The organism is Halopenitus sp. POP-27 (genome assembly GCF_029889855.1).
GTDB classification, from domain to species: domain Archaea; phylum Halobacteriota; class Halobacteria; order Halobacteriales; family Haloferacaceae; genus Halopenitus; species Halopenitus malekzadehii.
The window spans coordinates 23,978-50,839 of the sequence record NZ_JARANU010000016.1; the positions used below are offsets into that span (position 1 = coordinate 23,978).

26 protein-coding genes and 1 tRNA gene are annotated in these 26,862 nt (G+C 66.4%); 17 read left to right on the top strand and 10 right to left on the bottom strand.

Going from position 1 to position 26,862, the window contains the following annotated elements; all coding sequences use genetic code 11:
* Positions 1 to 19: 19 nt before the first annotated feature.
* A complete protein-coding gene (lonB, locus tag OQF70_RS10455; RefSeq protein WP_280537472.1) occupies positions 20 to 2,311 on the bottom strand; it encodes an ATP-dependent protease LonB in 2,292 nt (763 codons plus the stop codon).
* A 170-nt stretch (positions 2,312 to 2,481) separates the two neighbouring features.
* Here lonB and OQF70_RS10460 point away from each other — a divergent pair, with 170 nt between their 5' ends.
* Both OQF70_RS10460 and OQF70_RS10465 read left to right on the top strand, forming a co-directional pair.
* A complete protein-coding gene (locus OQF70_RS10460) occupies positions 2,482 to 3,003 on the top strand; it encodes a nicotinamide-nucleotide adenylyltransferase (RefSeq protein ID WP_280537473.1) in 522 nt (173 codons plus the stop codon).
* A 103-nt stretch (positions 3,004 to 3,106) separates the two neighbouring features.
* Complete coding sequence (locus OQF70_RS10465) at positions 3,107 to 3,436, top strand: YbjQ family protein (protein WP_280537474.1); 330 nt, start codon at positions 3,107 to 3,109, stop codon at positions 3,434 to 3,436.
* Between the two features lie 36 nt (positions 3,437 to 3,472).
* On the opposite strand, the gene OQF70_RS10470 is transcribed toward OQF70_RS10465, so the two are convergent.
* The gene (locus tag OQF70_RS10470; RefSeq protein ID WP_280537476.1) at positions 3,473 to 4,504 is read right to left on the bottom strand and encodes a TIGR00269 family protein; all 1,032 of its coding nucleotides are present in this window, start codon (positions 4,502 to 4,504) and stop codon (positions 3,473 to 3,475) included.
* A gap of 165 nt (positions 4,505 to 4,669) precedes the next feature.
* Here OQF70_RS10470 and OQF70_RS10475 point away from each other — a divergent pair, with 165 nt between their 5' ends.
* From OQF70_RS10475 to OQF70_RS10490, 4 genes are all read left to right on the top strand, one after another.
* Positions 4,670 to 6,013, top strand: a complete 1,344-nt coding sequence (locus OQF70_RS10475) for a hypothetical protein (RefSeq protein ID WP_280537477.1) — start codon at positions 4,670 to 4,672, stop codon at positions 6,011 to 6,013.
* A 90-nt stretch (positions 6,014 to 6,103) separates the two neighbouring features.
* A complete protein-coding gene (locus OQF70_RS10480) occupies positions 6,104 to 6,487 on the top strand; it encodes a DUF5611 family protein (RefSeq protein ID WP_092813332.1) in 384 nt (127 codons plus the stop codon).
* A 336-nt stretch (positions 6,488 to 6,823) separates the two neighbouring features.
* On the top strand, positions 6,824 to 7,252 hold the full coding sequence (locus tag OQF70_RS10485) for a 30S ribosomal protein S12 (RefSeq protein WP_021073582.1): 429 nt from the start codon (positions 6,824 to 6,826) through the stop codon (positions 7,250 to 7,252).
* Positions 7,249 to 7,887 carry a 30S ribosomal protein S7 gene (locus OQF70_RS10490; protein ID WP_280537482.1) on the top strand — a complete coding sequence of 213 codons (639 nt, stop codon included), beginning with the start codon at positions 7,249 to 7,251 and terminating at the stop codon, positions 7,885 to 7,887. The genes OQF70_RS10485 and OQF70_RS10490 overlap by 4 nt, the downstream gene beginning before the upstream one ends.
* A gap of 149 nt (positions 7,888 to 8,036) precedes the next feature.
* On the opposite strand, the gene OQF70_RS10495 is transcribed toward OQF70_RS10490, so the two are convergent.
* A complete protein-coding gene (locus tag OQF70_RS10495; RefSeq protein ID WP_280537484.1) occupies positions 8,037 to 8,768 on the bottom strand; it encodes a DUF5781 family protein in 732 nt (243 codons plus the stop codon).
* A gap of 232 nt (positions 8,769 to 9,000) precedes the next feature.
* Between OQF70_RS10495 and OQF70_RS10500 the strand changes: the two genes are divergently transcribed.
* The 5 genes from OQF70_RS10500 (at position 9,001) to OQF70_RS10520 (ending at position 14,541) form a co-directional block, all read left to right on the top strand.
* Positions 9,001 to 11,190, top strand: coding sequence for an elongation factor EF-2 (locus OQF70_RS10500; RefSeq protein WP_280537486.1), 2,190 nt, complete (start codon positions 9,001 to 9,003; stop codon positions 11,188 to 11,190).
* A gap of 330 nt (positions 11,191 to 11,520) precedes the next feature.
* Entirely contained in the window at positions 11,521 to 12,435 is a 915-nt protein-coding gene (locus tag OQF70_RS10505) for an acyl-[acyl-carrier-protein] thioesterase (RefSeq protein ID WP_280537487.1), read from the top strand.
* 178 nt (positions 12,436 to 12,613) lie between these two features.
* Positions 12,614 to 13,879 (top strand): translation elongation factor EF-1 subunit alpha, encoded by a 1,266-nt coding sequence (gene tuf, locus OQF70_RS10510; protein ID WP_092813314.1) that lies wholly within the window; start codon positions 12,614 to 12,616, stop codon positions 13,877 to 13,879.
* Between the two features lie 3 nt (positions 13,880 to 13,882).
* On the top strand, positions 13,883 to 14,191 hold the full coding sequence (rpsJ, locus tag OQF70_RS10515) for a 30S ribosomal protein S10 (RefSeq protein WP_021073576.1): 309 nt from the start codon (positions 13,883 to 13,885) through the stop codon (positions 14,189 to 14,191).
* Positions 14,192 to 14,469: 278 nt separating this feature from the next.
* Positions 14,470 to 14,541: transfer RNA gene (locus OQF70_RS10520), tRNA-Ala, on the top strand.
* 291 nt (positions 14,542 to 14,832) lie between these two features.
* Here OQF70_RS10520 and OQF70_RS10525 read toward each other — a convergent pair.
* From OQF70_RS10525 to OQF70_RS10540, 4 genes are all read right to left on the bottom strand, one after another.
* Positions 14,833 to 15,144 (bottom strand): hypothetical protein, encoded by a 312-nt coding sequence (locus OQF70_RS10525; protein ID WP_280537488.1) that lies wholly within the window; start codon positions 15,142 to 15,144, stop codon positions 14,833 to 14,835.
* Positions 15,145 to 15,252: 108 nt separating this feature from the next.
* Positions 15,253 to 15,738, bottom strand: a complete 486-nt coding sequence (locus tag OQF70_RS10530) for a DUF2062 domain-containing protein (protein ID WP_280537489.1) — start codon at positions 15,736 to 15,738, stop codon at positions 15,253 to 15,255.
* Between the two features lie 223 nt (positions 15,739 to 15,961).
* Positions 15,962 to 16,162, bottom strand: a complete 201-nt coding sequence (locus OQF70_RS10535; protein ID WP_280537490.1) for a hypothetical protein — start codon at positions 16,160 to 16,162, stop codon at positions 15,962 to 15,964.
* Positions 16,163 to 16,249: 87 nt separating this feature from the next.
* Entirely contained in the window at positions 16,250 to 17,545 is a 1,296-nt protein-coding gene (locus OQF70_RS10540; protein ID WP_280537491.1) for a ribonuclease R family protein, read from the bottom strand.
* A gap of 110 nt (positions 17,546 to 17,655) precedes the next feature.
* On the opposite strand from OQF70_RS10540, the gene OQF70_RS10545 reads away from it, so the two are divergent.
* The gene (locus OQF70_RS10545; protein WP_092815454.1) at positions 17,656 to 18,135 is read left to right on the top strand and encodes an RNA-binding protein; all 480 of its coding nucleotides are present in this window, start codon (positions 17,656 to 17,658) and stop codon (positions 18,133 to 18,135) included.
* Positions 18,136 to 18,192: 57 nt separating this feature from the next.
* Here OQF70_RS10545 and OQF70_RS10550 read toward each other — a convergent pair whose 3' ends face one another.
* Positions 18,193 to 19,434 carry an MFS transporter gene (locus OQF70_RS10550; protein ID WP_280537493.1) on the bottom strand — a complete coding sequence of 414 codons (1,242 nt, stop codon included), beginning with the start codon at positions 19,432 to 19,434 and terminating at the stop codon, positions 18,193 to 18,195.
* Between the two features lie 139 nt (positions 19,435 to 19,573).
* On the opposite strand from OQF70_RS10550, the gene OQF70_RS10555 reads away from it, so the two are divergent.
* The 4 genes from OQF70_RS10555 (at position 19,574) to OQF70_RS10570 (ending at position 23,078) form a co-directional block, all read left to right on the top strand.
* Positions 19,574 to 20,416 (top strand): polyprenyl synthetase family protein, encoded by an 843-nt coding sequence (locus OQF70_RS10555; RefSeq protein WP_280537495.1) that lies wholly within the window; start codon positions 19,574 to 19,576, stop codon positions 20,414 to 20,416.
* Positions 20,417 to 20,510: 94 nt separating this feature from the next.
* Positions 20,511 to 21,224, top strand: coding sequence for a phosphoribosyltransferase family protein (locus OQF70_RS10560; protein ID WP_280537496.1), 714 nt, complete (start codon positions 20,511 to 20,513; stop codon positions 21,222 to 21,224).
* 24 nt (positions 21,225 to 21,248) lie between these two features.
* The gene (locus tag OQF70_RS10565; RefSeq protein ID WP_280537497.1) at positions 21,249 to 22,640 is read left to right on the top strand and encodes an NCS2 family permease; all 1,392 of its coding nucleotides are present in this window, start codon (positions 21,249 to 21,251) and stop codon (positions 22,638 to 22,640) included.
* Between the two features lie 183 nt (positions 22,641 to 22,823).
* Positions 22,824 to 23,078 carry a glutathione S-transferase N-terminal domain-containing protein gene (locus OQF70_RS10570; protein WP_092813287.1) on the top strand — a complete coding sequence of 85 codons (255 nt, stop codon included), beginning with the start codon at positions 22,824 to 22,826 and terminating at the stop codon, positions 23,076 to 23,078.
* Positions 23,079 to 23,151: 73 nt separating this feature from the next.
* Here OQF70_RS10570 and OQF70_RS10575 read toward each other — a convergent pair whose 3' ends face one another.
* The gene (locus OQF70_RS10575; protein ID WP_280537498.1) at positions 23,152 to 24,126 is read right to left on the bottom strand and encodes a transcriptional regulator; all 975 of its coding nucleotides are present in this window, start codon (positions 24,124 to 24,126) and stop codon (positions 23,152 to 23,154) included.
* A gap of 154 nt (positions 24,127 to 24,280) precedes the next feature.
* Here OQF70_RS10575 and OQF70_RS10580 point away from each other — a divergent pair, with 154 nt between their 5' ends.
* Positions 24,281 to 25,684, top strand: a complete 1,404-nt coding sequence (locus OQF70_RS10580) for a tRNA(Ile)(2)-agmatinylcytidine synthase (RefSeq protein WP_280537500.1) — start codon at positions 24,281 to 24,283, stop codon at positions 25,682 to 25,684.
* 110 nt (positions 25,685 to 25,794) lie between these two features.
* Here the strand turns inward: OQF70_RS10580 and OQF70_RS10585 are convergent, their stop codons facing one another.
* Entirely contained in the window at positions 25,795 to 26,751 is a 957-nt protein-coding gene (locus OQF70_RS10585; RefSeq protein WP_280537502.1) for a succinylglutamate desuccinylase/aspartoacylase family protein, read from the bottom strand.
* Positions 26,752 to 26,862 lie beyond the last annotated feature (111 nt).

The window sequence follows — 26,862 nt, forward strand, 5'->3', positions numbered from 1 at the left end:
AGCCTGGCAGGATCGAGTCCTACTGCGGGCTCGGGTTCGAGGGATTGGCAACGCCCTGTTCGTTCAGCGCGGAGCCGGTGATCGACTTGAGCCGGTCGACGAGCGAGTCCGTCTCGGGTTCACCCTCCAGCGCGATCTCGAGGACCTCGCTGATGTGGCTGACCGGGATGACCTCGATCATCTCCTTGTATTCATCCTCGATCATCACGTCCTGCTCGTTGGCGGCCGGGATGATGACCCGGTCGCAGCCGGCCTTCGCCGCGGCCTCGATCTTGTGCGTGACGCCGCCGACGGGGAGCACGTCGCCCCGGACCGACAGCGACCCCGTCATCGCCAGGCTCTGGTCGACGCCGACGCCCTCCAGCGCGCTGATCACGGCGGTCGCGACCGTGATGGAGGCGGAGTCGCCGTCGACGCCCTGCTGGCCCGTCTGGATGAACTGAATGTGGATGTCCTTCTCGGAGATGTTCTCGTCGGAGAACTTCTTGATGATCGCCGAGACGTTCGAGACGGACTCCTGGGCCATCTCCTTGAGCTGACCGGTGGCGATCACCTCGCCCGGCCCCTGCGAGGGCGCGACCTCGGCCATCACCGGGAGCATGATCCCGGAGTCTTCGCCCATTACGGCGAGACCGTTGACGCGGCCGACGACGTACCCCTCCGAGACCTGCAGCTCGTAGTCCTTGCGGCGCTCGATGAAGTCGTCGGCGAGCTGCTGTTCGATGGATCGGGAACGGCCCTTCGCCTGGAGCACGTGTTCGCGGGTGGTGTACTCCGCCTCCTCGCTGCGGGCGATGTCGCCGGCAACGCGGACGAGCCCGCCGAGGTTCCGGAACAGCAACGTTAGGTGGCCCTTTCGGCCGGCGCGGCGCTTCGCCTCGAGGATGACCTCCTCGATCGCCTCCGCGGTGAACTCGGGCAGCCGGCCGTCGTTGGCGACCTCCTGGGCCACGAACCGGGCGTACTTCCGGCGCATCTCGGGAGTGTCCTCGATTGTGTCCTCCATGTACACCTCGTAGCCGTATCCCTTGATCCGCGAGCGCAACGCCGGGTGCATGTTCTCCATCGCGTCGAGGTTGCCGGCGGCGATCATCACGAAGTCCGTGGGGACGGGTTCGGTCTGGACCATCGCGCCCGAGGAGCGCTCGGACTGGCCGGTGATCGAGAACTCGCCCTCCTGGATCGCCGTCATCAGATGCTGCTGGCTGCGGATGTCGAGGGTGTTGATCTCGTCGATGAACAACACGCCCTTGTTCGCGGTGTGGATGGCCCCGGCCTCCACACGGTCGTGGGAGGGCGTCTCCATCCCGCCCGACTGGAAGGGGTCGTGACGGACGTCGCCGAGCAACGCGCCGGCGTGAGCGCCGGTCGCCTCCTCGAACGGGGCGGTCTTCGTGTCCGCGTTGTTCACGAGCAGGTTCGGAATCATCGCATCCGAGCCGCGGTTCATATACCGGAACGCGAGCCAGATGACGCCGGCCGCGATGATGCCGAGGAGGATCTGGCCGGCGATGATGAGCGCATAGCCCAGCACGACGGCGATGATGATCCACATCAGGAAGCTGCGCATCTGGTTGCGCTTGCGGGCCTCCTCCTTGTGGGCATCGACGATCTGTTCGCCCTTGCTTGCGGGAACCGTCCGAACCTTGGGATTGTTCCCGTCGTCGGGGTTGTGATACACGAGGACGTCCTGCAGCTCCTCCTTCGGGAGCATCTCGGCCATCGCCTTCGCGAGCATCGACTTGCCGGTTCCCGGCGAGCCGATCATCATCACGTGGCGGCGCTGTTTGGCCGCCTTGATGATGACGTCGCGGGCGTGTTCCTGGCCGATCACCTGGTCAACGAGCCGGTCCGGGATCTCGATCTCTTCGGTCGAGTTGATCTTGAGGCCACCGAGGAGGTCCTCCTCGTCGGGGTCCTCCTCGACCTCGGCGCCGTGGACTTCCACGTCGCTGCCGAGTTCGTCGATCGATGGCTGGTCGTCCGTGGGCTCCTCGCGGTCTCGGTCCGCATCGGGAAGTGCTTCCTCGGTGGGAACGTCTTCCGATGTCTCGGTCGTGAGCGCGCCGTTCGAGTCCGGGCCGGGATAGATCATCCCGTCGGATTCGTCCGGGGAATCGTCACCGTTCGAGGCGTTCTCGGCGGCTTGATCTTCGGCGGACGGATCCTCGGCAGCCGCCCCGTCCGTGGAGCGGCGTTCTCGGTCGACGCCGTCCCGGTCGCTATCGACGGCGTCCGTTGAGTCGTCCTCCCCGGAGGGGGGTGCCCCGTGCTCGGTAGGGCGCTCGTTCTCGTCCTTCTCGTTGCTCATAGAATCGTTCGTCGCTGTCTCAAAGGAGGTGACGGCGATTGATATACTTTCTCCCCTCACGATCACGACTGAATCCGTCGAAAACACCACGAATGGACCGCCACAAACGCGTTTTTGGTGACCGAACGAACTCGCCGTCTTTAATACCTATCCTGTCGGTAGATCCGAGTATGCGGGGGTTCTACATCGGCCGGTTTCAACCGTTTCACGACGGCCATCTCCACATGGTGGAGGAGATCGCCGCGGAGGTCGACGAGCTCGTCCTCGGGATCGGATCGGCCGGGGATTCACACACCACACGGAATCCGTTCACGGCCGGCGAGCGCGTGATGATGGTGACCAAGGCGGTCGAGGACGTGGACATCACGACCTACGTCGTTCCGATCGAGGACCTCGAACGAAACTCCGTCTGGGTGAGCCACGTGCAAAGCATGACGCCGGCGTTCCGGATCGCCTACTCGAACAATCCGCTCGTCATCCGACTCTTCGAGGAGGCCGGCGTCGAGGTGCGGCAGTCGCCGATGTTCAGACGCGACGTGCTCGAGGGGACCGAGCTGCGCGAGCGGATGATCCACGACCGCGACTGGCAAACCCTCGTCCCCGAAGCGGTCGTCGAGGTCATCGAGGAGACCGGCGGCGTCAACCGGATCCGCCGGATCGCCGAAACCGACACGAACGACGACTCCGCCTGATCGACGGTACGACCACCCCGTGGCTCCGCCACGGAATGACCGGGCACGCCCGTATTAATAGGACGCCCGTATTTATAGGGGAACATCACGTACGCCAACCAGTATGACCGACGTCACCATCACGACGACGGACGGGTTCGAGGACCGCGAGATCACCGCGTATCACGGCGTGATCTCCGGTGAGGCGGTCATCGGGGCGAACGTCGTCAGCGACATCGCCGCCGGCATCCGCGACGTCGTCGGCGGACGGAGCGGGTCCTACGAGAAGAAGATCGAGACCGGACGGACCGAGGCCATCGCCGATCTCGAGGCCGAGGCAGCGGAGCGCGGCGCCGACGCGGTCGTCGGCGCGTCCTTCGACTACGAGGAGATGGGCGAGGGGATGTTGTGGGTGAACCTCTCGGGCACGGCAGTCAGTACGCGACCGCGTTGACGTCCGCGAGCCGATACCGCCGCCGGCGTGCGGGCGCTAGACGGCCTCGATCGACTCGATCAGCCGGCACTTTCGGCACACCTCGCGACTCGTCGTGGAGCCGCACTCGACGCACTCGCCGAGGTCGGCCTCGCCATCGTCGCCGTCGTCGCGATACGTATCGGCGACGATCCCGGCGATCTCCTCGTAGCCGGCCATAATCGAGTGTCTGGTTCCCGGGTGAGACTCCTCGAGATCGTGGAGGATCGATTTGATCTCCCCGCGATAGGCCTCCTCGGCGTGTGGACACTCGGCCATATGCGACGGCAGATCGCGCAGGTGACAGTAGAGTGCGACCTCCTTTTCCGGGACGTCCCGAAGCGGCTTCGCGCGCGGGACGAAGTGGTCCGACTCGGCTCGCGCGTGTGCGTCGGATCCCGTGTTATCGCCATTGCGGTCGGCGTCGTCGAGGGGACGGTCCTCGAAGGAGCCAAGCGAGGCGTCGAAGTGTTTGGCGACCTGTCGAACGTCCCCTTCGAGAACGTTCATCAGCGCCGTCTGTGCCTCGTCGTCGAGGTTGTGGCCGGTCAGGAGCTTGTCGGCGTCGAACTCCTCGGCGTATCCCTCAAGGAGATCGCGACGGAAGACGCCGCAGTAGGCGCACGCGGCCATGTTCTCGGGATCGTCCTCGACGACGTCATCCATCTCGACGCCGAACTCCTCGGCGTAGGAGACCACCTCGTGACGTATCCCGAGGTCGTCGGTCAGTTCGCGGCAGGCCGCGAGGCTCTCGTCACGATACCCCTCGATCCCCTCGTGAATGGTCAAGCCGATCAGCTCGACGCGGGGGTCCCGTCCGAACGTCTCCTCGAGGATCGTCGCCAGAACGACGCTATCCTTACCGCCGGAGAGGCCGATCACCCATCGATCCGGGTCGTCCGGCGTCGCCTCGGGATCGAGCAGTCCATCCTCGCGCACCCGTCGACGGACGCGCTTCTCGACCGACCGGCGGAAGTGCTCGCCACAGAGGTGGGCCCCGGAGTAGGCAGCGTGGGTGACCGCGTCGGCGCCGCACTTGTCACAGTCCATCGCGCGTGGATTGTCGTCCGGACGGGATACCGGTTTCGGACACCGGGTTGCGGACACCGAGTTTCGAAATGCGGATTTCGACGCAAATCAGTCGCGGATCCGTCCGCCGCCCGTCGGACGTCGACGGCGACGTTTTTTACGTTCGGACCGCACAGGGCACGGTAAATGGGACTCAGGTGTCTGCTCGGACACGACTTCGGGGAGCCGGAACTCGAGCGCGAGCGCGAGGAGGAGGGAGAACAGGTGGTCGTGACCGTTCGCGAGGTGAAGCGATGCGACCGCTGTGGGGAGTCACAGATCGTCAGCGAGAACACGGAAGTGACGTCCCTCGACCGCCTCGCCGAGGAGGCGACCCGCGCAGAGCAGACGGAAGCCACGACGGCGGCCGGGGGCGTCGAACCGGCCGAGGCTGCCGAGACCGGCGAGGCTGACGCGACCGCGGAGGCTGGCGAAACGATCACCGCCGCCGAGACCACGGAGGCACCCGACGGCGCCGAGTCGACATCCGAGCCCGATCAAGGGTCTGCAAGCGATCCGGGGGCAGGACAAGCCGAAGCCGACCCCGGCATCACCATCGAGGGGGACGTCCCCGCCGACGTCGACGTTGACCCCGATGCCGACGGGTCGCCGCCGATCCAGGAAACCACGGGGACGCTCTCGCCCGAGGAGAAGGAGGACGATGCCGTGCCCGACGACGGCGCCGAACTGATCGACGAGGGCGGGGACGAAACCGAAGACGTGACCGACGGGATCGACCCGGAAGCGACCGACGCCCTCGACGGCGAATCGGGACCGAGCGGCGGCGCCGACACGACCCCCGCAGACGTGACGACCGAACCGGAGGCGGACGATCACGCCGGCGACGACGGGATCATCCTCGATGACGACGCGGACGACACGAACGAGTCACCCACACGGGAACACGGCGAATGGCCGGAGGAGGACTCGCCACGAACGGCCCCAGGGGCGGCTGAGTCCGGGGACGGGAGCGATACGACGGTACCAACGAGCGAGGCGGGTACCGACGAAGCCGACGGTGTGGTCGCTGCGGACGCAGCCGAAACCGACACCGATCTCCGCAGCGATCGGACGCCGTGGCCCGACCAACGCGGCGAGGACGAAGGGTTCAGCGCGAACGCCGATCCCGACGCCGGCGAGGACGTCGACGGCGCGGTCTCCTTCGGGGGCGGGCTGACGCCGGAGGCCGAGGGCCCGAGCGACTACGACGAAGCGACGGAAGTGCTCGAACGCCCCGCGGAGACCGACTCCGCCGTCTCCTCCGGGACCGCAGACGACCGTGGCCGCAGATCGACCGTCGAGGACCCCGGGTTCACGGCTGCACGGACGGTCGACGACGGTGCCGAGACGGAGGAAGCCACGACCGAGTATTTCTGTCCGGAGTGTGACCTCGTCGAGTCCGCGGGACGGAGCTCGATGCGAGCCGGGGACATCTGTCCGGAGTGCAAGCGCGGTTACATCGCCGAACGTCCGATCGCCGACTCGGCGTAGCATCCCCGCGTCGCATCCGCGCGCGGTATGCCCTCACGGGCGTCGATCGTGACGAAACTGGTTTACCGTCCGCTTTCGAACGTCGCGGCAATGAAGGAGTACAAGATGCGTCGCGGGGAGTACCTCGAGGAACGGATGCCGGATCTGAAGGGCTCGATCGAGGAATACTTCGGCGAGGTCACCGGGACCGAGGAGGTGAACGGCCACGAGCTGTACGTCGTCGAGGATCCCGACAACCCGGTCTTTCAGCGGATCGTCGCGGGGGCAGCCAGTTACGACGGTAAAAAGGACAAGCTGACGGTACACTTCGAGGAGCGGCCGGCCGAGGAGGTCATCGCGGAAGGCAACGCCGACGCCGCCGCGGATGCGGTGGACGTGAAAAACGAGTTCCTCCTCGAAGCGACCGGACGTGACGCCAAGTCGCGGCGCGACTCGATGAAGCGTGCCGTCGAGGACGAGGCGCCCGACTACTGATCCGGCAGGGTGACGCCGCCATCGACCGGACGCCGCCATCGACCGGACGCCGCCATCGATCGGAACGTTCCACCCGATCCACGATCCGGAGTCCCCCTCACCAGCGTGATCGCGCCCGGCACCGTCGCATCGATCCCCGATCCGACGCGTGTCACACGAGACGACCGCTGCGTGCTCGTTATCGGCTCATCGTTACTGAGCGGTCGTCGATTCCGAACACCAGATCACGAAGACGGTCTCACAATCGTTGATAGCTGTCCCTCGACGGATCTGAGGCGGTTTCGTCCGTGGAGAAAGCGGGTGCTTAAGTAGCTCCGTTCGGAAATGTGGGTTACGATGGCGAACGGTAAGTACGCGGCCCGTAAGCTCAAACAGGACCGGCAGAAGCGACGCTGGTCCGACTCCGAGTACGCTCGACGCGAGCGCGGGCTCAAAAAGAAGTCAGACCCGCTCGAGGGCGCGCCGCAGGGTCGCGGCATCGTCTTAGAGAAGGTCGGTATCGAAGCCAAACAGCCCAACTCCGCGATCCGGAAGTGCGTCCGGGTCCAGCTCATCAAGAACGGCAAGCAGGTCACGGCGTTCTGTCCGGGCGACGGCGCGATCTCCTTCATCGACGAACACGACGAGGTCACGATCGCCGGGATCGGCGGCGCGAAGGGTCGCGCGATGGGCGACCTCTCCGGCGTCAACTACAAGGTGGAGAAGGTCAACGGCGTCTCGATGATCGAACTGGTTCGCGGCAACGCGGAGAAACCCGTCCGATGAGCGAGAGCGACGACGCGGAGTCGGCGGAGGCGCAGACCCCCGAGCCCGACGCGCCCGCGGACAGCGAGGCGGCCACCGAGAACGCCCTGCTGTTCGGCGTCTGGGAGGTCTCGGAGATGGCCTACTCCGACCCCTCCACGAAGCGGTACCTGAACGTGACGCCGATCGCCCACACGATGGGCCGTCACGCGTCCAAGCAGTTCCAGAAGTCGGAGATCTCGCTCGTCGAGCGGCTCATCAACCGGCTGATGCAGAACGAGGAGAACACCGGCAAGAAACAGCAGGCCACGCGGATCGTCCGTGATGCCTTCGACCAGATCCACGAGCGGACCGACGAGAACCCGGTGCAGGTCCTCGTGACCGCCGTGGAGAACGCGGCGCCGCGCGAGGAGACCGTCCGCCTCAAATACGGCGGTATCTCCGTCCCGAAGGCCGTCGACGTCGCGCCCCAGCGGCGCGTCGACCAGGCCCTCAAGTTCATCGCCGACGGCGTCGAGTCGGCGACGTACAAATCCACCACCACCGCGGCCGAGGCGCTGGCCAGCCAGCTCACCGGGGCGGCCGACTACGACGTCGAGACGTACGCGATCTCCCAGAAGGAGGAGCGCGAGCGCGTCGCGGCGGCGGCCCGCTAACGCGGATCAGTCTCTTCGTCTCCCGTTCTCGTCGCGACCAGCGGCGGCACCGCCTGGGCCGGAGTTCGGTTTGGTCGATCAGAAGGAATGGATAGGACTGAGCGACGGATCGGACTGAATGACGGATCGACGGACCGTACTGGGCACTTCTAGATCGCGTACGCACGCGTCGCGTCGACCAACGCCTTTCGATAGTCGCTTTCGGAGGGATCGGGGCCCAGCGCCAGGAACCGGCGCTTGAAGTCCGCGACGTCGATCGCGGGCGCGTCGCTTCCGGCTGCGCGCGCGAGGTCGTACAACCGGTGGTCACGGTCGGCGAGATCGTGTCGCTCGACGAGCGCCAGTGCGAAGGCGGCATTGACGGCGGTGATATCGGGATCGGCGCCGGCCGTGATCGGCGTCGAACCGGGACGTGGGGGACGGGGACGGTCCGCGACGGCGCCCGCAAGCGTCGACTCGAGGAACCCGACGAGTTTCCCGGCCGGCGCGACCGAGAGCGTGATGTCGTCGGCGTAGATGTCCTTCATATGGTTCGCGATCTGGTAGCAATGTGCAAGCTTTCGGCGCTCGATCGACTCGCCGGCGAGACCGAGGTAGAGCGCCTCCTTGGTCGATTGGGTGTGGGAGGGATGTGCCTCCTCGTGGCGAACCATATGGGCGAACTCGTGGACCGCCAGCTCGCGAGCCATCGCGCTGGTCGCGGCCCGCCGGGAGATGTTGAGCACGTGGTGGTCCGGGTAGTGGGCTGCCCAGGTCCGCTCGTCGGGATTCTCACGGACCCGGACGCGAACAGGGTCCGCGACCGTGAACTCCGTCTCGAAGAGGTCGGCCGCACTGAGGAACGGGTCTGGGGCGACGTTGCCGTACACTCGGAGGTCCATGCCTATTCGTATCACGGTCCACCGCCCTAAAGCGCTTTCGCGGGATCGGCGTGTCACACCTGCGTGGAAACGAACCGGCGGATCGACACGGCGGATCGATGCGACGGTGGATCGGGAACCGGCGTCCGTGAGGCGGATCAACACGAACCGTGTCGAAACGGGCCGAAACGACCGTCTGCGGCCGACGTGAAACACTACCCTTTTGACCCCGCTGGCGGTACAACGCATCATAATGGGCCGACGCAAGAAAATCGTCCAGGAATGTGAACGGCTGATGGACAATCCGGAGAACATCCGGAACATCGCCATCGCCGCTCACGTTGACCACGGCAAGACGACGCTCTCGGACAACCTCCTCGCGGGGGCGGGGATGATCTCCGAGGACACCGCGGGCGAGCAGCTCGCGATGGACACGAAGGAGGACGAACAGGAACGCGGGATCACGATCGACGCGGCAAACGTCTCGATGACCCACGAGTACGAGGACACCAACCACCTCATCAACCTCATCGACACGCCGGGCCACGTCGACTTCGGCGGCGACGTGACACGCGCGATGCGCGCGGTCGACGGCGCGCTGGTGGTCGTCGACGCCGTCGAGGGCGCGATGCCCCAGACGGAAACGGTGCTTCGACAGGCCCTGCGAGAGGGCGTCAAGCCGACCCTGTTCATCAACAAGGTCGACCGCCTCATCTCCGAGCTCCAGGAGGGGCCACAGGAGATGCAGGAACGCCTGCTCGCGGTCATCAGCGACGTCAACGAACTCATCCGCGGGATGGCGGAGAACATGGACGACATCCCGGAGGACTGGACCGTCTCGGTGGAGGACGGGACCGTCGGCTTCGGGTCCGCACTCTACAAGTGGGGCGTCTCGATGCCCTCGATGCAGCGAACCGGGATGGACTTCGGCGACATCATCGACCTCGAGCGCAACGACAAGCGCCAGGAGCTCCACGAGCGCACGCCGCTTTCGGACGTCGTTCTCGACATGGTCTGTGAGCACTTCCCGAACCCTGTCGACGCTCAGCCCCGCCGTGTCCCGCGGATCTGGCGCGGCGACCCGGACACGGAGCTTGCGGAGTCGATGCAGCTCGTCGACGAGGACGGCGACGTCGTCTTCATGGTCACGGACATCTCGATGGACCCGCACGCGGGCGAGATCGCGACGGGTCGCGTCTTCTCGGGAACCCTCGAGAAGGGCCAGGAGCTGTACGTCTCCGGGACGGCCGGGAAGAACCGCCTCCAGAGCGTCGGCCTCTTCATGGGGTCCGAGCGTGAGGAAGTGGAACGCGTCCCCGCCGGCAACATCGCCTCGGTCACGGGCCTGCGTGACGCGATCGCCGGTTCGACCGTCTCCTCCGTGGAGATGACGCCGTTCGAGTCGATCGAGCACATCTCCGAGCCGGTCATCACGAAGTCCGTCGAGGCGAAGAACATGGACGACCTGCCGAAGCTCATCGAGACGCTCCAGCAGGTCGCCAAGGAGGACCCGACCATCCAGATCGAGATCAACGAGGACACCGGCGAGCACCTGATCAGCGGACAGGGCGAGCTGCACCTCGAGGTCATCACCCAGCGGATCCGGGACAACCAGGGCATTCCGGTCATCACCGGCGAACCGATCGTCGTCTACCGCGAACAGCCCCAGGAGGCGTCCCGCGAGGTCGAGGGACAGTCCCCGAACCGCCACAACAAGTTCTACATCACGGTCGAGCCGATGGACCAGGACATCGTCGACGCGATCCAGCTCGGCGAGGTCTCGATGGATATGCCCGAACTGGAGCGCCGCGAGGCGCTGCAGGAGGCCGGAATGGACAAGGACACCTCCCAGAACGTCGAGGACATCCACCGGACCAACATCCTCATCGACGACACGAAGGGTATCCAGCACCTCAACGAGACGATGGAACTCGTCCTCGAGGGGCTCCAAGAGGCCCTCGACGACGGGCCGCTCGCCGCAGAGCCGGTCCAGGGCTCGCTGTTCCGCCTCCACGACGCCAAGCTCCACGAGGACACGATCCACCGCGGTCCCGCCCAGGTCATCCCGGCGGTTCGCGACGCGGTCCACCGCGCGCTTATCGACGGCGAGGTCCGCCTGCTCGAGCCGATCCAGGACGTCCGTATCGACGTTCCCTCCGAGCATATGGGCGCCGCCTCCGGCGAGATCCAGGGTCGCCGCGGACGCGTCGACGACATGTATCAGGAAGGAGATCTGATGGTCGTCGAGGGCATCGCGCCCGTCGAGGAGATGATCGGCTTCTCCAGCGACATCCGCTCTGCGACTGAGGGCCGCGCCTCCTGGAACACGGAGAACGCGGGCTTCCGCGTGCTCGTCGACAACCTCCAGCGCGAGAAGATCATGGAGATCCGCGAGCGCAAGGGGATGAAGCTCGAGCTGCCGCAGTCGATCGACTACATCTAACGCCTCCCGCGTCGGCGAGGCGACTCGTTCGGTTGGGCGAGAAGCGAACTTTTGCGAACGGTGTCCGATCCGAAGGCGATCGCGCGAGTTTTCACCGTGAAGTCGTCGCCGGATACGGTGACGATATCGACTCGACGATCCACAAGCGGCTCGGTCCGACGATCGCCGCGATCACGCTGAAGTCGACACCGAACGGACGGCTGTCGGCCGGTTCGATCGGCCGGTTCGGGTGACCAGCCTCAGCAGGTGCGGATCGACCCGAGGGTCGCGGCGACTGAAACGATGGCCGAAACCTAAACGCTGTAGTGGATCGGCCGCGTGCATCCGACCGTGCAAACGATCGACTCACATCCGATTCGCTTCGGCGAGCTGGCCGGACCCCTCGTTCACGGGTCGTTGTTCTTCGACTGGGAACTGGTCTCGACACAGGAGATCACCGCCGCGGTCGGGCATCGGTTCCTGGACATCGTCGCGTCCGGCGGGATCCCGTATGCCCCCGTCGTCGCCAGCACGTCGGTCCATCGGTATCCGACCTTCGAGGACACCGTCTCGGTCGAAACCGTTCCGATACACGTCGGCGACTCGAGCGTCGAGCTCGTCTACGAGATGACCGACGGCAACGGCGATCCGGTCGCAACGGGACGGCTGACCCACGTCACGATCGCGCCCGAGGGCGGCGCACTCGAACTCCCGAACGCCACGCGGGAGGCGTACGCGGATCAACTCGTCGATCGGGATCCCGCCGTCGGGCCGGACGCGCCGCAGGTGAAAGCCGACGGGGCCGGGAGGGTCGATGAGACCGGCGACGTCGACGAAGCTGACGACCGTCTCGAACCCGATGCGGACGCGCTACCGACGTTTAGCGCCTCGTTCCCGGTCCGAAGTCCCCACATCGAGAGCTCGGAGCTCGCATACTTCGAGGAGTATCCACGCTTCGCGGATGCGGCACTCGAGGCGTTCCTCGAGGACTCGGGAACGAGCCTCGACGCGTTGAGCGGGGAGCGACAGCCGTTCCGGATCGCCGATTGGCAGTGGGAGTTCTCCTCGCCCGTCCCCTTCGAATCCACCCTTCGGGTCGACGCCGACGTCCGTGCCGTCGATTCGGAGGCGGTTCGGATCGAACACACCCTCAGCAGCGACGGCACGCCGAGCATCGAGGGCATCACCGAATACGGCTGTTTCGACCGGTCCGGGGAGCGCGTACCGTTCACGGAGGAGGCCCTCGAACCGTTCCGGTCCGCCTGAACGCGCCCCACAGCCCCCGTAGACAGCGATATCGATCGTGGAACCACACGATCGACCCATATGCCAACTCGGCACAAACCGCCAGACGGCGTCAGATCGCCTGTGGTCCGTATCGAAACCGTTTTAGTGGAATCTCCCGAAAACATCCTCACAGAGCGCCTTAGCGCGTGATTACCCCATGAGTGACAAACCGCACCAGAATCTGGCCATTATCGGCCACGTCGACCACGGCAAGAGTACGCTCGTGGGCCGACTCCTCTATGAAACGGGGAGCGTCCCCGAGCACGTAATCGAGCAGCACCGCGAGGAAGCCGAAGAGAAGGGCAAGGGCGGCTTCGAGTTCGCCTACGTGATGGACAACCTCGCCGAGGAGCGCGAGCGTGGCGTCACGATCGACATCGCCCACCAGGAGTTCGACACCGACACGTACTACTTCACCATCGTCGACTGTCCGGGCCACCGTGACTTCGTGAAGAACATGATCACGGGCGCCTCACAGGCCGACAACGCCGTCCTCGTCGTCGCGGCCGACGACGGCGTCGCGCCCCAGACACGTGAGCACGTCTTCCTGGCCCGCACGCTGGGCATCAACGAGCTCATCATCGGCGTGAACAAGATGGACCTCGTCGACTACAGCGAGGACGAGTACGAGGCGGTCAAGTCCGAGGTTCAGGACCTGCTCAACCAGGTTCGGTTCAACGCGGACGACGCCAAGTACATCCCGATCTCGGCCTTCGAGGGCGACAACATCGCCGACGAGTCCGAGAACACGGACTGGTACGACGGCGAGATCCTCCTGGAGGCACTCAACAACCTGCCGGAGTCCGAGCCGCCGACGGACGCACCGCTGCGACTCCCCATCCAGGACGTCTACACGATCTCCGGCATCGGGACCGTCCCGGTCGGACGTATCGAGACGGGCGTCCTCAACACGGGCGACAACGTCTCCTTCCAGCCGTCGGACGTCGGCGGCGAGGTGAAGACGGTCGAGATGCACCACGAGGAAGTGCCGAAGGCCGAGCCCGGTGACAACGTCGGGTTCAACGTCCGCGGCATCGGCAAGGACGACATCCGCCGCGGCGACGTCTGTGGTCCCGCCGACGACCCGCCGACGGTCGCCGAGACCTTCCAGGCCCAGGTCGTCGTGATGCAGCACCCGAGCGTCATCACCGCCGGGTACACGCCGGTCTTCCACGCCCACACGGCGCAGGTCGCGTGTACCATCGAGTCGATCGACCAGAAGATCGACCCGTCCTCGGGTGAGGTCGCCGAGGAGAACCCGGACTTCATCAAGTCCGGCGACGCCGCAGTCGTCACCGTGCGCCCGCAAAAGCCCCTCAGCATCGAGCCGTCCGGCGAGATTCCGGAGCTCGGCAGCTTCGCGATCCGCGACATGGGTCAGACCATCGCGGCCGGCAAGGTGCTGGACGTCAACGAGCGATAATCGATGCAGCAGGCACGCGTCCGCCTCGCCGGTACTCGCCCCGAGGACCTCGACGACATCTGCGACGACGTCCGCGAGATCGCGGACTCGACGGGGGTCTCCCTGTCGGGCCCGATCCCGCTCCCGACGAAGACGCTGGAGATCCCATCCCGCAAGTCCCCCGACGGTGAGGGGACCGCGACGTGGGAACACTGGGAAATGCGCGTTCACAAGCGTCTGATCGACATCGACGCGGACGAGCGGGCGCTTCGCCAGCTTATGCGCATTCAGGTTCCGAACGACGTCAGCATCGAAATCGTACTCGAGGACTAGCGCTAGGGCGCATTCTCGCGCACCGCAGTTTTCCCGTTTTTCGCGTTGGGTAGCGGCGGCGTCGTCGTCGAATCCTCCGCAAGGAAGCGGTCCGGGGTTTGAACCCTACCAGTCGCGCGCAGCGAGCGAAGCGTTCGCGTTGCTCACGGGACCCCCGCGAGTCCATCACGACCGGGTAGTGACGGCGATCCCGTCGCTCCCGCGATCGGTGGCCCGTACCACGGAGCCCACGAAAAGTAAGGTACAAGTACGCCGGTCGGCTGAGTATTGATGTCGGCGGGCTCGTAGATCAGTGGCAGATCGCTTCCTTCGCAAGGAAGAGGCCCGGGGTTCAAATCCCCGCGAGTCCACTCACTTCGTTCGTTCCCTCGCGTGCCCCCGCTCGCTTCGCTTGCGGGGACCCCGCGAGTCCATTTCTGACTGACGTGGATAGCGTTGGGGCGTTCGCTCGTCCGCTGTTGCGTTCCACACGTTCAAACACTCGCAACACGGCGTTGCGTGTGGACGTTCAGTGACCTTCAGAATGCACAACAAGCATATGACAGCTATCTAAAACGTCGGGAGACAGCTGGTTTTCGAAATGATCGTTGCAGTTACCGTCACCGCGCTCGACGTCGATCACCATCGACGTCGATGAGTGCTCACCGTGTTCCCCGACAGCCGCCACGGAGGCGACTACACTCGGAGCTCCGCGTCCGTACGCAGACGTCCCGGTCCGCGTACTCCTCCGCGACGATCTCCTCGAGGAGGTCGAGTTCGCGCTGCCCGTGCTGGTCGCTGGCGAGGAAGTAGGGGCCGAGTCGCTGTTCCACGACGCGGCGGCCACAGAGGCCCTCCGCCCGCAGCGACCGAACGGCCTCGCGGATCGCCGCCTCCGACGGGGTCGGTTCGAACTCGAAGTCCGCCCCCCGCTCGCTCGAGAGCCGCTCAAGCAGCCGTTTCGTGTCGATCATATCCCGAGCAACGAGCCTGGAACACTTCAATGATGAGCCGAATACGTTCGATACGGGGGCGTGATCGACGGATGGTACCGGGGTTCGTCCGTCGGGAAGAACCGATCGTCACTTCGCGCCGACGTCGATCGGGAGCGCCTCGAGGTCGGCCTCGCGGCGACGGTACGCATACACCAGCCGAAGCGCGATCACGTACGCGACCACGGCGAAGACGATCGCAAGGACGAGGTTTCCGACCCAGAGGCGGAGCAGGTGATGTGACCCGGCGATCGGGGTGAACGTGCCGACGGCCTCCGACGGGATCGGACCGAGCAGGCGGCTGCCAAGCCAGTAGCTCGTCCCGTAGACGCCCCACTTCACGGCCGGATTGAGGACGATCACGGACGCGAACAGGGCGATCTTGCTCAGTTGTTTGAAGAGATACGCCAGCGCGAGGAAGACGGCGACGCCGAACCCCAGCGTCGGCAGGGCGGTGATGAAGACGCCAAGGCTGAAGCTGAACGCGACCTCCCGCGGCGAGTGGTCCTCGATGAAGGCGTCCTCCAGTCGCGATCGGACCCGATCGCGAGTCTCCGCAAGCCGACCCCGAATCATCACCATCCCCTACCGTGGGGGGCGATATCAATGCTTCGACGCCGACGACCTGGATCGACGGTATCGACGCCGACCGACGTCATCGGCGTCGATCCAGGTCGCGATCGTTCGACGCGTCATCTCCATCTCGGCCCGATAGATGGACAGGAGCTAATAGTTCGGGGCCGAGGATATTCGGCTACGGCTGGCGGTTATGGTCGTCAGGCCCGAGGGCCGGGGAGCCTCACGCGAGAGGGACGATCGGCGACGCAACGCCGACGATCCCGTCGATCGACCGTTCGGCGGCCCCGAGCACCACGGCCACGACGACCAACAGCGTCACCAGAACGACGCCGGCAAGCAGGATCGCCATCAGCTTCTTCGAGCTCGCCCGGGTGTCCGAGATCATCGTTCCGTCGTCATCGTATATATACTCTTCTCCCATTCATCGCCACGATCGGAGAGGTTCCGACCCGCGTCCGTTGTCGGTGTCCCACGGTCGGTGCTGGATGTGGGGTGCTCGTGTGGCGCCTCAGACCCCGTAATCGGCCTCGTCGGGATCCTCGACGACCTCGAAACCGCGATTGTTCACCGCGTAGGGATCGACGCCGACCTCCTCGAGGAACTGCTTGTAGAGCCGTTCGGCAGTCTCGCCGTCCTTCTGTTTGTCCGAGGCTCGATCACAGAGCTTGATCAGGGTCTCCGGGACGTCGTTCGTGTGGACGATCCAGTGGTTGATCAGGTCGGAGAGCCGCCGGATCGGGGAGGTGAAGTGGCCGTAGATGTCGAAGTTGAGCGCGTGGTGGCCGCCGAAGGGGTCGTTCATGTACTTCGCGCGCGGCATCACCTTGAGGACCGCCCGCTGGATCTTGTTGAGCTGGCGATCGGGTGACTCCTCGAGGGCGGCGTTGACGGCCTTTCGCGGGTCGTCCCAGGACGACCCCGGGATCGAGACGGAGTCGAGCTCCTGGATCTCCCGCAGCGCGTCGTTCCACTGATCCGGTGTCGGCTGAGGGTGAACGCGATACATCGCCTCGACGCCGCGGTCCCACATCAGCGTGTGCGTGACGGCCTTGTTCGCCTTGAGCATCGACTCCTCGATGATCGTGTGGGCGCGATCGCGACGGGGGTTCAACACGAGCGAGCCGTCGGCCTTGCGCTGTTCGTGCATCCGGTCGGCCAGCTCGAACGCGAGGACGTTCTCCGCGTGCAGCGGCGCGTCCTCGTCCTCGAGGCGGTTCTCACACTCCGAGTAGGTGAGCCGCTCGTCGGAGTTGATGACGGATTTGTAGATGTCGACGTTCTCGAAGGAGAGCGTCTCGTCGTCGATCTCCATCTCGACCGTGTGGGCGAGCCGGTCCTCCTGGGGAACGAGCGAGCAAACCGTCTCCGCGAGGATCGGTGGCAGCATATGGACGGTGTAGCCGGGGAGATAGACCGTGTTACACCGCTTGACCGCCTCCTCCCACATCGACGTCTCCGGAGTCACGTAGTGGGTGACGTCGGCGATGTGGACCCACAGCCGGTAGGCGTCCTCCTCGCGCCGGATCGAGATCGCGTCGTCGAAGTCCTGCGCGTCGACCGGGTCGGTCGTCCAGGTCGTGAGGTCCCGAAGGTCCTCGCGGTCGTCGATCTCGGCCTGGATCTCCGACCCCACGTCCTCGGTGCGTGCCTCGGCCTCACGAAGGACCGCCTCGGGGAACTCATCGCGGATCCCGAACTCCTCGAAGAGCTCCTCGCGCTTGTTCGCCATATGCCGGGCCAACTCCTCCGTGACCCGAACGGGTCCCTCCTCGTCGTCCGACTCCGACTGCGCGTCCGGTGACATACGCGACACAACGCGTGTCGGGTAGAAAGGCGTGTCGGGGACGTCGCCGGCGTCGCGCCTACCGAAGGGAATGGGGACGATTTATGCGCGTGCCCGCCGCATCCGAGCGTATGCAGGTGAAATCCCGCCATCATCTCCGAAGCGACGCCATCGACGAGATACGGTCGGCCCTCGCCGAGGGACTCGGCGTCGAGATCGACGGGGACGCCTTCGAGCTCGTCGAGCTGACCGACTCCGCGTTCGACCTCGTGCTCGTCGACGGGGAGCCGCTCGTGTTCTACACCGACGAGGAGCCCTTCGTGACCGTGCGTGGCGCCAACGCAACCGACCCCGACTCCGGGATCGTGACCGTCGACGCGGGTGCGATCTCGTTCGTCTCGAACGGGGCGGACGTGATGCGGCCCGGGATCGTCGAGGCCGATCCGGGGATCGAGGCCGGCGACCTCGTCGCGATCGCCGAGGAGACCCACGGCAAGGTGCTGGCGATCGGCCGGGCGCTCGTCGACGGCGAGGAGATGGTCGGGGAGGAGGGGAAGGTCGTCGAATCGGTCCACCACGTCGGCGACGACCTCTACGAGTTCGACCTGTAGGCCGTCGACGTAGCCGTCCCCACGTCCCGTGTCCACTCACGAACCGCCTGTCCCCACTCACCACTCACGAACCGACTGCGTCCCGTAGCGCCACACGAAAATCCCCAGGAAGGTTCCGGTCGCCGCGAAGGCAGCCGCCCCGCCCGCAACGAACACCCATTCGATGCCGAACTCGCCCATCAGCCAGCCGCCGGCCAGCGGAGCGAGAACGCTTCCGGGTTTCCAGATCAATGACCGGATCCCGAAGCTGCTCGTGATTCCCTCGCCGGACCCCTCGTCGGCGAAGAACGCCATACTCGCCGGCTCACGAAACGCGTCCGCCACGCCGAGGAGCCCGTTCAAGATGATCGCGGCAATGACGGCGGTAGAGAGCGGGCCGAGTCCCGGCACCACGAGCGCCACACCGTCCACGAAACCGCCGACGAACGGGAACGCGATGGCGACGAGCCCGTACGCGCCCCCGCCCACGAGGATGAAGACGGCGCGACCCTGCCTGTCGGAGAACCGTCCGGCCATCGGCTGACAGACCATATTGGTGCACTTCTCGGCCGCGAGCACGGTGCCGACGATCACCGCACCGTACCCGAGCCCGCCCTGGGCGGCGGACACCCCGACGAATATCGGCACCCACCGCCGTACGAGCGTGACCGCGACGGCGTACTGGGCTCGGAACGTGGCGAAGGTCACGATCCGCTCGTTCATCGCCAGGTCGGCAAACGCGAACCCGGAGACGTGGGTCTCGTCGGCGTCAACGAACCGCCAGACGCCGATGGTCGCGACGATCAGGGTGACCGTAAGGAGTCCGAACAGGACGTCGAAGCCGGCGACGGCGTGGAGGGCCCCCGCGCCGATCGTGCCCGCGATGCCGGCACCCATTCGGAAGGCGTTATACCGGCCGATGCGGGCCCCACGCTGGCCGGGCGGCGCGAGATCTCCGACGAGCGCGAGGCTCAAGAGGCCGGTGCCGGTGAGCCCGAGCCCCTGAAGGGTTCTGGCGACGAGGAACCCCTCGATCGACGCGATCCTGGCGAACGCGAGGTACGCGGCCACGCTCACGCCGAGCGCGACGAGCAACACGCTCCGCTTGCTGTAGCGGTCGCCGGCCCACCCCAGCGGGACGATCCCGACGGTTCGAGCCAGTTCCAAAATTGCAACGAAGACGCCGATCGTCACGCCGGTTGCCCCCAGCGTCTCGATGTAGGTCGGCAACAGCGTCATTACGGTCATGAAGCCGAAGCTTGCGGCGAATCGCGTCAGATACAGCGATCCGAACTGCAACTCGTCGTGGCCGACGCCCATTCACACCCGCGTTTCGGGTGTGTCTACAAACCCGTTCCGGTCGTTCGTGTCCACGAACCATTCGGTCAGGGGACCGACGAACGCGTCGACCGGTCACGTTCCGTCACACCTTTGCGCCGGGGGAACGGTTATATACACGATGGAGTACCTGGAACGACGAGTCGGGCTCGTCGACGAGCGGATCGAGTCGGTTCTGGCGGCGGTCGATCCCTCGGAACTCGCCGACGAGCTCGAACACGTCGTTCTGGCGGGCGGCAAGCGGGTCCGGCCGGCGGTGACGATCCTCGCGTGTGAGGCCGTCGGCGGCGACCCCGACGACGCCGTGGATTTCGCCGCCGGGATCGAGCTCGTCCACAACGCCTCGCTGGTCATCGACGACATCATCGACCGCTCGGACGTCCGCCGAGGAACGCCCTCGGCGTGGGCCGAATACGGCTACGGCCCGGCGATCGTCGCCTCCGACGGCCTGCTCGGGGAGGCGTTCGCGTTGTTCTCGAGGAACGAGCGGGCGATGGGGATCGTCGCGGAGGCGATGGTCGAACTCGGCGAGGGCGAGGCCACCGAGCTCGTGGACCGCCCCACGAACGAAGCCGAATACAAGACGCTCGCGCGTCGCAAGACCGGCGCCCTGTTCCGGGCGGCGGCGGAACTGGGCGCGGTCGCGGCCGAGGCCGACCCCGTCGTCGTCGAGTCGTTCGGCGAGTACGCCGAGCGCGTCGGCGTCGCCTTCCAGATGCGCGACGACGTCCTCGACACGACGGCCGACGCCGACTCGTTGGGCAAGCCGACCGGCCAGGACGCCGAGATGGACCGCCCGTCGGTGGTGCAGGTCACGCGGTTGACGGCGGGGGAAGCGACCGCGGAAGCCCGCACACAGTCGGACGCGGCCCTCGACGCGCTCGATGCGACCGACCTCCCGGACACCGAGGCGATGCAGTACCTTCGGGACCTCGCGGAGTTCGTCGTGGTCCGGGAGCGATAGCCCACGCCGGACCGCGAAGAACACCCATAGACGTGGATCCTCAGTGGATTTATGATATCGATATATTCATACATACGCATTGAGGATCCAGGATATGAATCGCGCAGAGAAGGCAGCCCTCCAGCTGCAGGCGGTCGCGGTCCTCCGGATGTTGAAACGGCCACGGACCTACGAGGAGCTCGCCGGGGCGACCGGCCTGCCGGCGGGAGACCTGAACCGGTACGTCAACGGCCACGTCCTTCCCGGGCCCAACCGTGCCCGCGAGATCGTCAACGGCGTCGGCCGGGACGCGCTCGCCGACGAGCTGCGGTCCCGGATCACCCGTGACGCGGAGGGATACGTCGACAACTCGGCGATCGTCTTCGACCAGTCGTTCCTGGATCTCGTCGCCCCGGTGGCCGCGGAGTCGTTCGGATTCGAGACGCCCGACGTGGTTTTGACGGCCGCAACCGACGGGATCACCCTCGGCGCGGCGATGGCATCCTTCTTCGACGCGCGGCTCGCGTACGCCAAGAAGTCCAAGGAGACCGCCGTCGAGGAGTTCATCGAATCCCGCCAGCGGCTCGCCTCCGGCATCGAGTTGACCTACTACCTGCCAGCCAGCGCGATCGGCGGCGGCGAGACGGTGCTCATCGTCGATGACCTCATTCGGTCGGGCGAGACCCAGGAGCTGCTGTTGGACATCGCGCTGCAGGCCGACGCCGACGTCACCGGCGTCTTCGCGCTCATCGCGGTCGGCGAGGAGGGCCTCGACCGGGCCCGTGAGATCACCGACGCGCCGGTTGGCGCGCTCGAGCAGATGGAGTGACGACCACAGGAGCGATCCACCGATATGACACCGAACCTGATCACCGACTACTTCGACCTCGAGGCGCGTGGTACGGACCTCCCGACCGAACTGCTTGCGGGCCTGACGACGTTCCTCACGATGTCGTACATCATCGTGGTGAACCCCGTCATCCTCTCGGAGGCGATCGATGTCGGCCCGAACACCGTCGAGCTGCTGGCGGTCGTCACGATCCTCTCGTCGATCGCGGCGATGCTCGTGATGGGGCTGTACGCCGATCTCCCGTTCGGGCTCGCGCCCGGGATGGGGCTCAACGCCTACTTCGTCGTGGTTACGGGCCTCGGCGTCGACTGGCGAACGGCGCTCGCGGCGGTGTTCATCGAGGGTGTCCTGTTCTTACTGTTGACCGTCGTCGGCGCCCGCGAATTCGTCATCACGCTGCTGCCCGAGCCGGTGAAGCTCTCGGTCTCGGCCGGAATCGGGATCTTCCTGGCCATCCTCGGGCTCGAACAGATGCGGATCATCACCGCGACGACCAGCCTCAACCCGTCGATCGCGCTCGATCCGGTCGCCGTCCTCGCGACCGTCGGGATCCTGTTCACCTTCGCGTTGTGGGCACGCGGGATCCGGGGGGCGATCGTCATCGGGATCACGACGACGGGCGTGCTCGCGTACGTCGTTTCCGCGCTCGGCGTGCAACCCCTGATCCTCGATGAGGGGGCCGGCGTGATCGGCGCTCCCGTCCTCGCGCCGGGCGTCTCCGAGATCACCTACGGGGCGGCCGCATACGACATCACCCCGCTGGTGGGGGCGTTCCTCGAGGGGTTCCAGAACGTCGAGGCGTTCACCTTCGCGCTGGTCATCTTCACGTTCTTCTTCGTCGACTTCTTCGACACCGCCGGCACGCTCACCGGCCTTGGACAGGCCGCCGGGCTCACCGACGAGTCCGGGAACCTCCCCGAGATGGACAAACCCCTGCTTGCGGACGCGGTCGGAACGACCGTCGGCGGGATCCTCGGGACGTCGACGGTGACGACCTACATCGAGTCCTCCGCCGGCGTCAGCGAGGGTGGGCGGACGGGGTTGACCGCGCTCGTAGTCGCGGCCCTGTTCCTCTGTTCGCTGGCGGTCGTGCCGCTGTTGTCGGTCATCCCACCGTTTGCCCCCTACGTCGCCCTCGTCGTCGTCGCCGTGTTGATGTTGCAGAACATCACCGAGATCGACTGGGACGACGTCGTCCACGCGGCCCCGGCCGGGTTGACGATCATGATCATGCCCCTAACCGGCAACATCTCCTACGGGATCGCCGCCGGGCTCCTGAGCTACCCGATCGTCGCGACCGCCGCCGGGCGACGCGACGAGGTTCACCCGGCCCACTGGGCGCTTGCGCTGGCGTGTATCGCGTACTTCTGGGTCCGGTTCGGGACCTTCGCCTGACCGTCGGAGAACCTCCACCCGAACGGCGGATAAACGGTCTCCGAACCATCGCGAACCGACGCCGTCAGTCGGGCGATCCGAAGCGGGACCGACCACCACGATCGAACCGGCAGCCATCCGAAACGGCGGCCGAACCCGCCACGGACCACGGATTTAACCGAATCGCGACCGTAGTATCCCCCGATGTCGAACATCGTTCTCTACGAACTGGAAGGCTGTCCGTACTGTGCGAAGGTCAAACGGAAGCTGGCCGATCTCGATCTGGAGTACGACTCCCGGATGGTGCCACAGTCACACGCCGAGCGCGAGGAGGTCGAGGCGGTCAGCGGACAGACCGGCGTGCCCGTCCTCGTCGACGAGGAACACGACGTCGAGGGGATGCCCGAAAGCGACGACATCGTCGAGTATCTCGAAGAGACGTACGGATCGGCAGCCTGAGCCCGAGCAGGTTTCCCGCCCGGTCGGACGCGACGACGATCGACGACGAGCCTCCCAACCGTCGCCACGGCCGCTAGGCCTCGGCCGGCTTCTCGGCGCGCTCCTCGATCAGCTCGCGGATCGCGTCGGGGTCGTCCATCTCCGCGAGCTCCTCACAGGAGACGAGACCGGTGCCGTCGACCTGTTCGCGCTTCCGGCGGTTCTCGGTGAAGTAGACGGATCTGGTCCGCGCGACGGTCCCGATGGAGGACATGATGCGGGCGCGTTTCTCGGCCGCCTCGGTGAACGGCGAGTGGCCGGTGAGCACGCGCATCTCCGGCCGGTCGTCCTCGGACTCGGAGACCGCCTTGAACGGCGCCCGCGAGGTCGGATGGACGGTGAATCCGGCGGCGGTGAGCACGTGCAGGACGTGCTCGTCGTCGGGGTCCGCATCCGGCGGCGAGGGGGTCGGGTCGGCCTCACGAACCTCCTCAGCGCCCTCGAGCACCTCGACTGGGCTCGAGAACGGTTTGTCGAACAGATCCTCGAGCTGGATCGCGACCTCGACGGAGGCGTTCATCCCGTCCTCGTACTTCGAGACGGTCCGGCGGGAGACGCCGAGCTCGGTGGCGAGCCGCCCGAGCGACCAGCCCCGTTCCTCGCGCTCGTCGGCCAGCAGGTTGCCGTCGAGGCTCACGTAGAGCCCGCCCGGGGCCGCATAGATGAGCGGCGGAACCTCCTCGACGAAGAGATCGTAGGCCGTGTCGGGGTTGAGCACCGGAACGCCGTGTCGGAAGTAGATGACGCCGGGCTTGAGGTCCTCATCGCGCGTTCGCATCCCGATCACCATCGGCGTTGCGTCGAGGTACTCCCCGAGTCGGCGCATCTCCGCACCCGTCTCCGCATCGAGCGCGTCGATGTTCCGCAGGATCTTCAAGAGCAGCAGGTCCTCGCCGCGCCGCGCCGCGAGGTCGAAGCTCTTCGGGCGGACCGCACAGCGATCGCTGACGAGGAACGAGGCGTCCTCCAGCATCGCCGTGAGGTTGCCGATCAAGGCTGCCCGTGACATATCCGTGAATACCCTCTCGGTACGTAAATACGTTGTGCCGGCGTGACGAGACGAAGGTCGCCGCCATCGGGTGTTTTGCGTGTCTCATCTCGATTTGGTTTAAATACCGATCCGACCGCGAAACCGGCTTATTCGCCCGGCCCGAACGGCGACCGTGACCATCGTCGGCCTCGACGACACCGACTCCCGGTCCGACGGGATGTGTACGACCTACCTCGCGGCCCGCCTCGCCGAGCGGATCGAGTCGGCGGGCGGATCGGTTCATCGGCGCCTGCTGGTCCGACTCAACCCCGCGGTGAAACACAAGACCCGCGGCAACGCCGCCCTTGCACTGCACACCGACCTCGATCCGGACCGCGCCTTCGAGCTCGCCTGCGACGCCGTCCGTGAGTGGTCGATCGGCGAGGATCCACGGACCTCACCCGGCGTCGTCGTCGCCGACGTGTCCTCATCGGCCCTCGCGGACGCCGTGCCGACCTCGGACGCCGAGGCGGACGTGATCCCGGAACCGATCGCCGAGTTCGCTCGCGGCGCGTTGCGACGACGCTACGACCTTACGGACGCGCTCTCGCTGATCGAGGAGCACGGCCTCCGCCACGCCGGCTTCGCCGCCGAGGGCTGTCCGGTCGAGGGACGCGGCCGGATCGGCGCGCTCGCCGCCGTCGGCGCGGCGGCCGCCTTCGAGGAGTGGACCCACGAACACATCGCCTATCGGGCGTTCGACCGTTGCGGCACCCCACGGTCGGTCGACCACGACTCCCTCTTTGCGGCCGCCGAGGAGGGCTACCCGACGGTCTGGGACACGGTCGATCGCGGCACGGACGCGGCGGTCTGCGTCCCGAACGCGCCGGGGCCGATCCTCTACGGGATCCGCGGCGACGACCCCGACGCGTGTCGCGCGGTCGCCGACCGGATCGACTCGGAGCCGGTCGACCGGTCAGCGACGTTCCTGACGAACCAGGGGACCGACGCACACCTCCGCCCGGGCGAGATCGGGTCGCTCCGGGCTGGTGCCGGCTACCGCGTCGACGGCGTGGTTGCGACCGCGCCGGAAACGCGCCGGGGCGGCCACGTCTTCCTCGAACTCGCGGCACCCGACCCGGCGGGGACCGACGGGGCGGAGAAGACCGTCTCCGAGGACCGCGACCGCCTGCTGGCCGCCGCCTTCGCGCCGACCGAGCGGTTCCGCGACCGCGTTCGTGCCCTCCGGGTCGGCGACCGGCTCACCGTCTGCGGCGAGGTCGCGGCCGGGCGAGACGACGACCCGGCGACGCCGGACCGGACGATCAAACTCGAGAAGTTCGCGGTCCGGGACCTGGTGCGGACCGAACGCGTCACCCCGACCTGTCCCGACTGCGGCCGGTCGATGTCCTCGGCGGGCCGCGGACAGGGGTATCGGTGTCGCGACTGTGGAACCGACGCACCGGGCAAGACGACCGCCCGGCTCGACCGGGATCTCGACCCGGGATGGTACGAGGTTCCCCCGTGCGCACGGCGTCACGTCGCGAAACCGCTGATCCGCGGAGGGTTCGACGCGCCGACCCATCCCGAACGGTGACCCGATCGGAAAGTGGGACGGAGAGTGAAGACGGGGGATGAAGACGGACGGGGGATGGAGACGGACGGGAGTTGGAGACGGACGGGAGTTGGAGACGGAAGACGGCGGACTCAGTACGTCACGAGGTTCGTCCCGACCGAGCACACGTACTCGCCGGCGGCGGCCTGCGGAAGCCGACGGGATCGCCAGAATATCCCGTCGCTGTCGGCGGTCACGCGGGCGCGACGGTCGCCGAAGACGCCCGTTACCTCGAAGAGGGCGTCGCCGGCCTCGACGCGCTCGCCGAGTTCACGTTCGAACCGAACTAACCCGCCGGCCGGCGATCGGTACTGTTCGAACCCGCGAGCGCGCGTCTGTTTGGCGACCGACACCTCCCGGTCGAGGAACCCGTAGTAGCCGAGGACGTTGAAGACGCCCTCGACGCCCTTGCGGATCGACTCCTCGTCCCACCCGACGCAGCCGCCGAGTTCGGGATCGACCGTCGGGATCCCCTTGTTCGGGGCGATCCGGGCGAGCTGTCCGTCGGGACCCTTCTGGTCGAGCACGTAGCCGCAGCCGAAGACCTTCGCGAGCCGGAGACAGTCGCTGTGCAGCCGGTGTCGCGGTCCACACCGGACGCGCACCTCGTCGATCATCCGGCTGGTCGATCCCTGGTGGAGATCCAGAATCAGGTCCGCGCGCGTGGCCGCATCGAAGGTGGCGTGGGCGATCCGCTCGGAGGTCGTCCCGGTCGCGTTGCCGGGATATGCCCGGTTCGTCTTCGTGTCGTCGATCGGGTTGCGATGTTCGGCCGTTTGAAAGCCGTAGTAGTTGACGATTCCGACTACGAGGACCGCGCCGGAGAGGGCCGTCGGGTCGATGCGGGGGACGACCCGGTTGACGACGCCGAGCCCGTTGAGTTCGTCCCCGTCGCTGACCGCCTGGATGTACAGCGTCTTTCCGTCGTCGACGCCGTTGATCACCGCCACCGGCAGTCGGACGGGCGAGCCGTCGCGGGTCTCACCGACCTCGAGGCGCCCCGTTGCCGTCTCACCCGGGGCCGCGCTCGCCGTTCCCAGCGTAAGCATTACCGTAGCCACGGCGGGGCCCGCCTAAACCGGTTCGATCCGCGCCGATCGGCAGGGGTCGAGAAGACCGGGGATCGCGGTCGATTCCGTGGTCGACGGCGACCCCGTGAT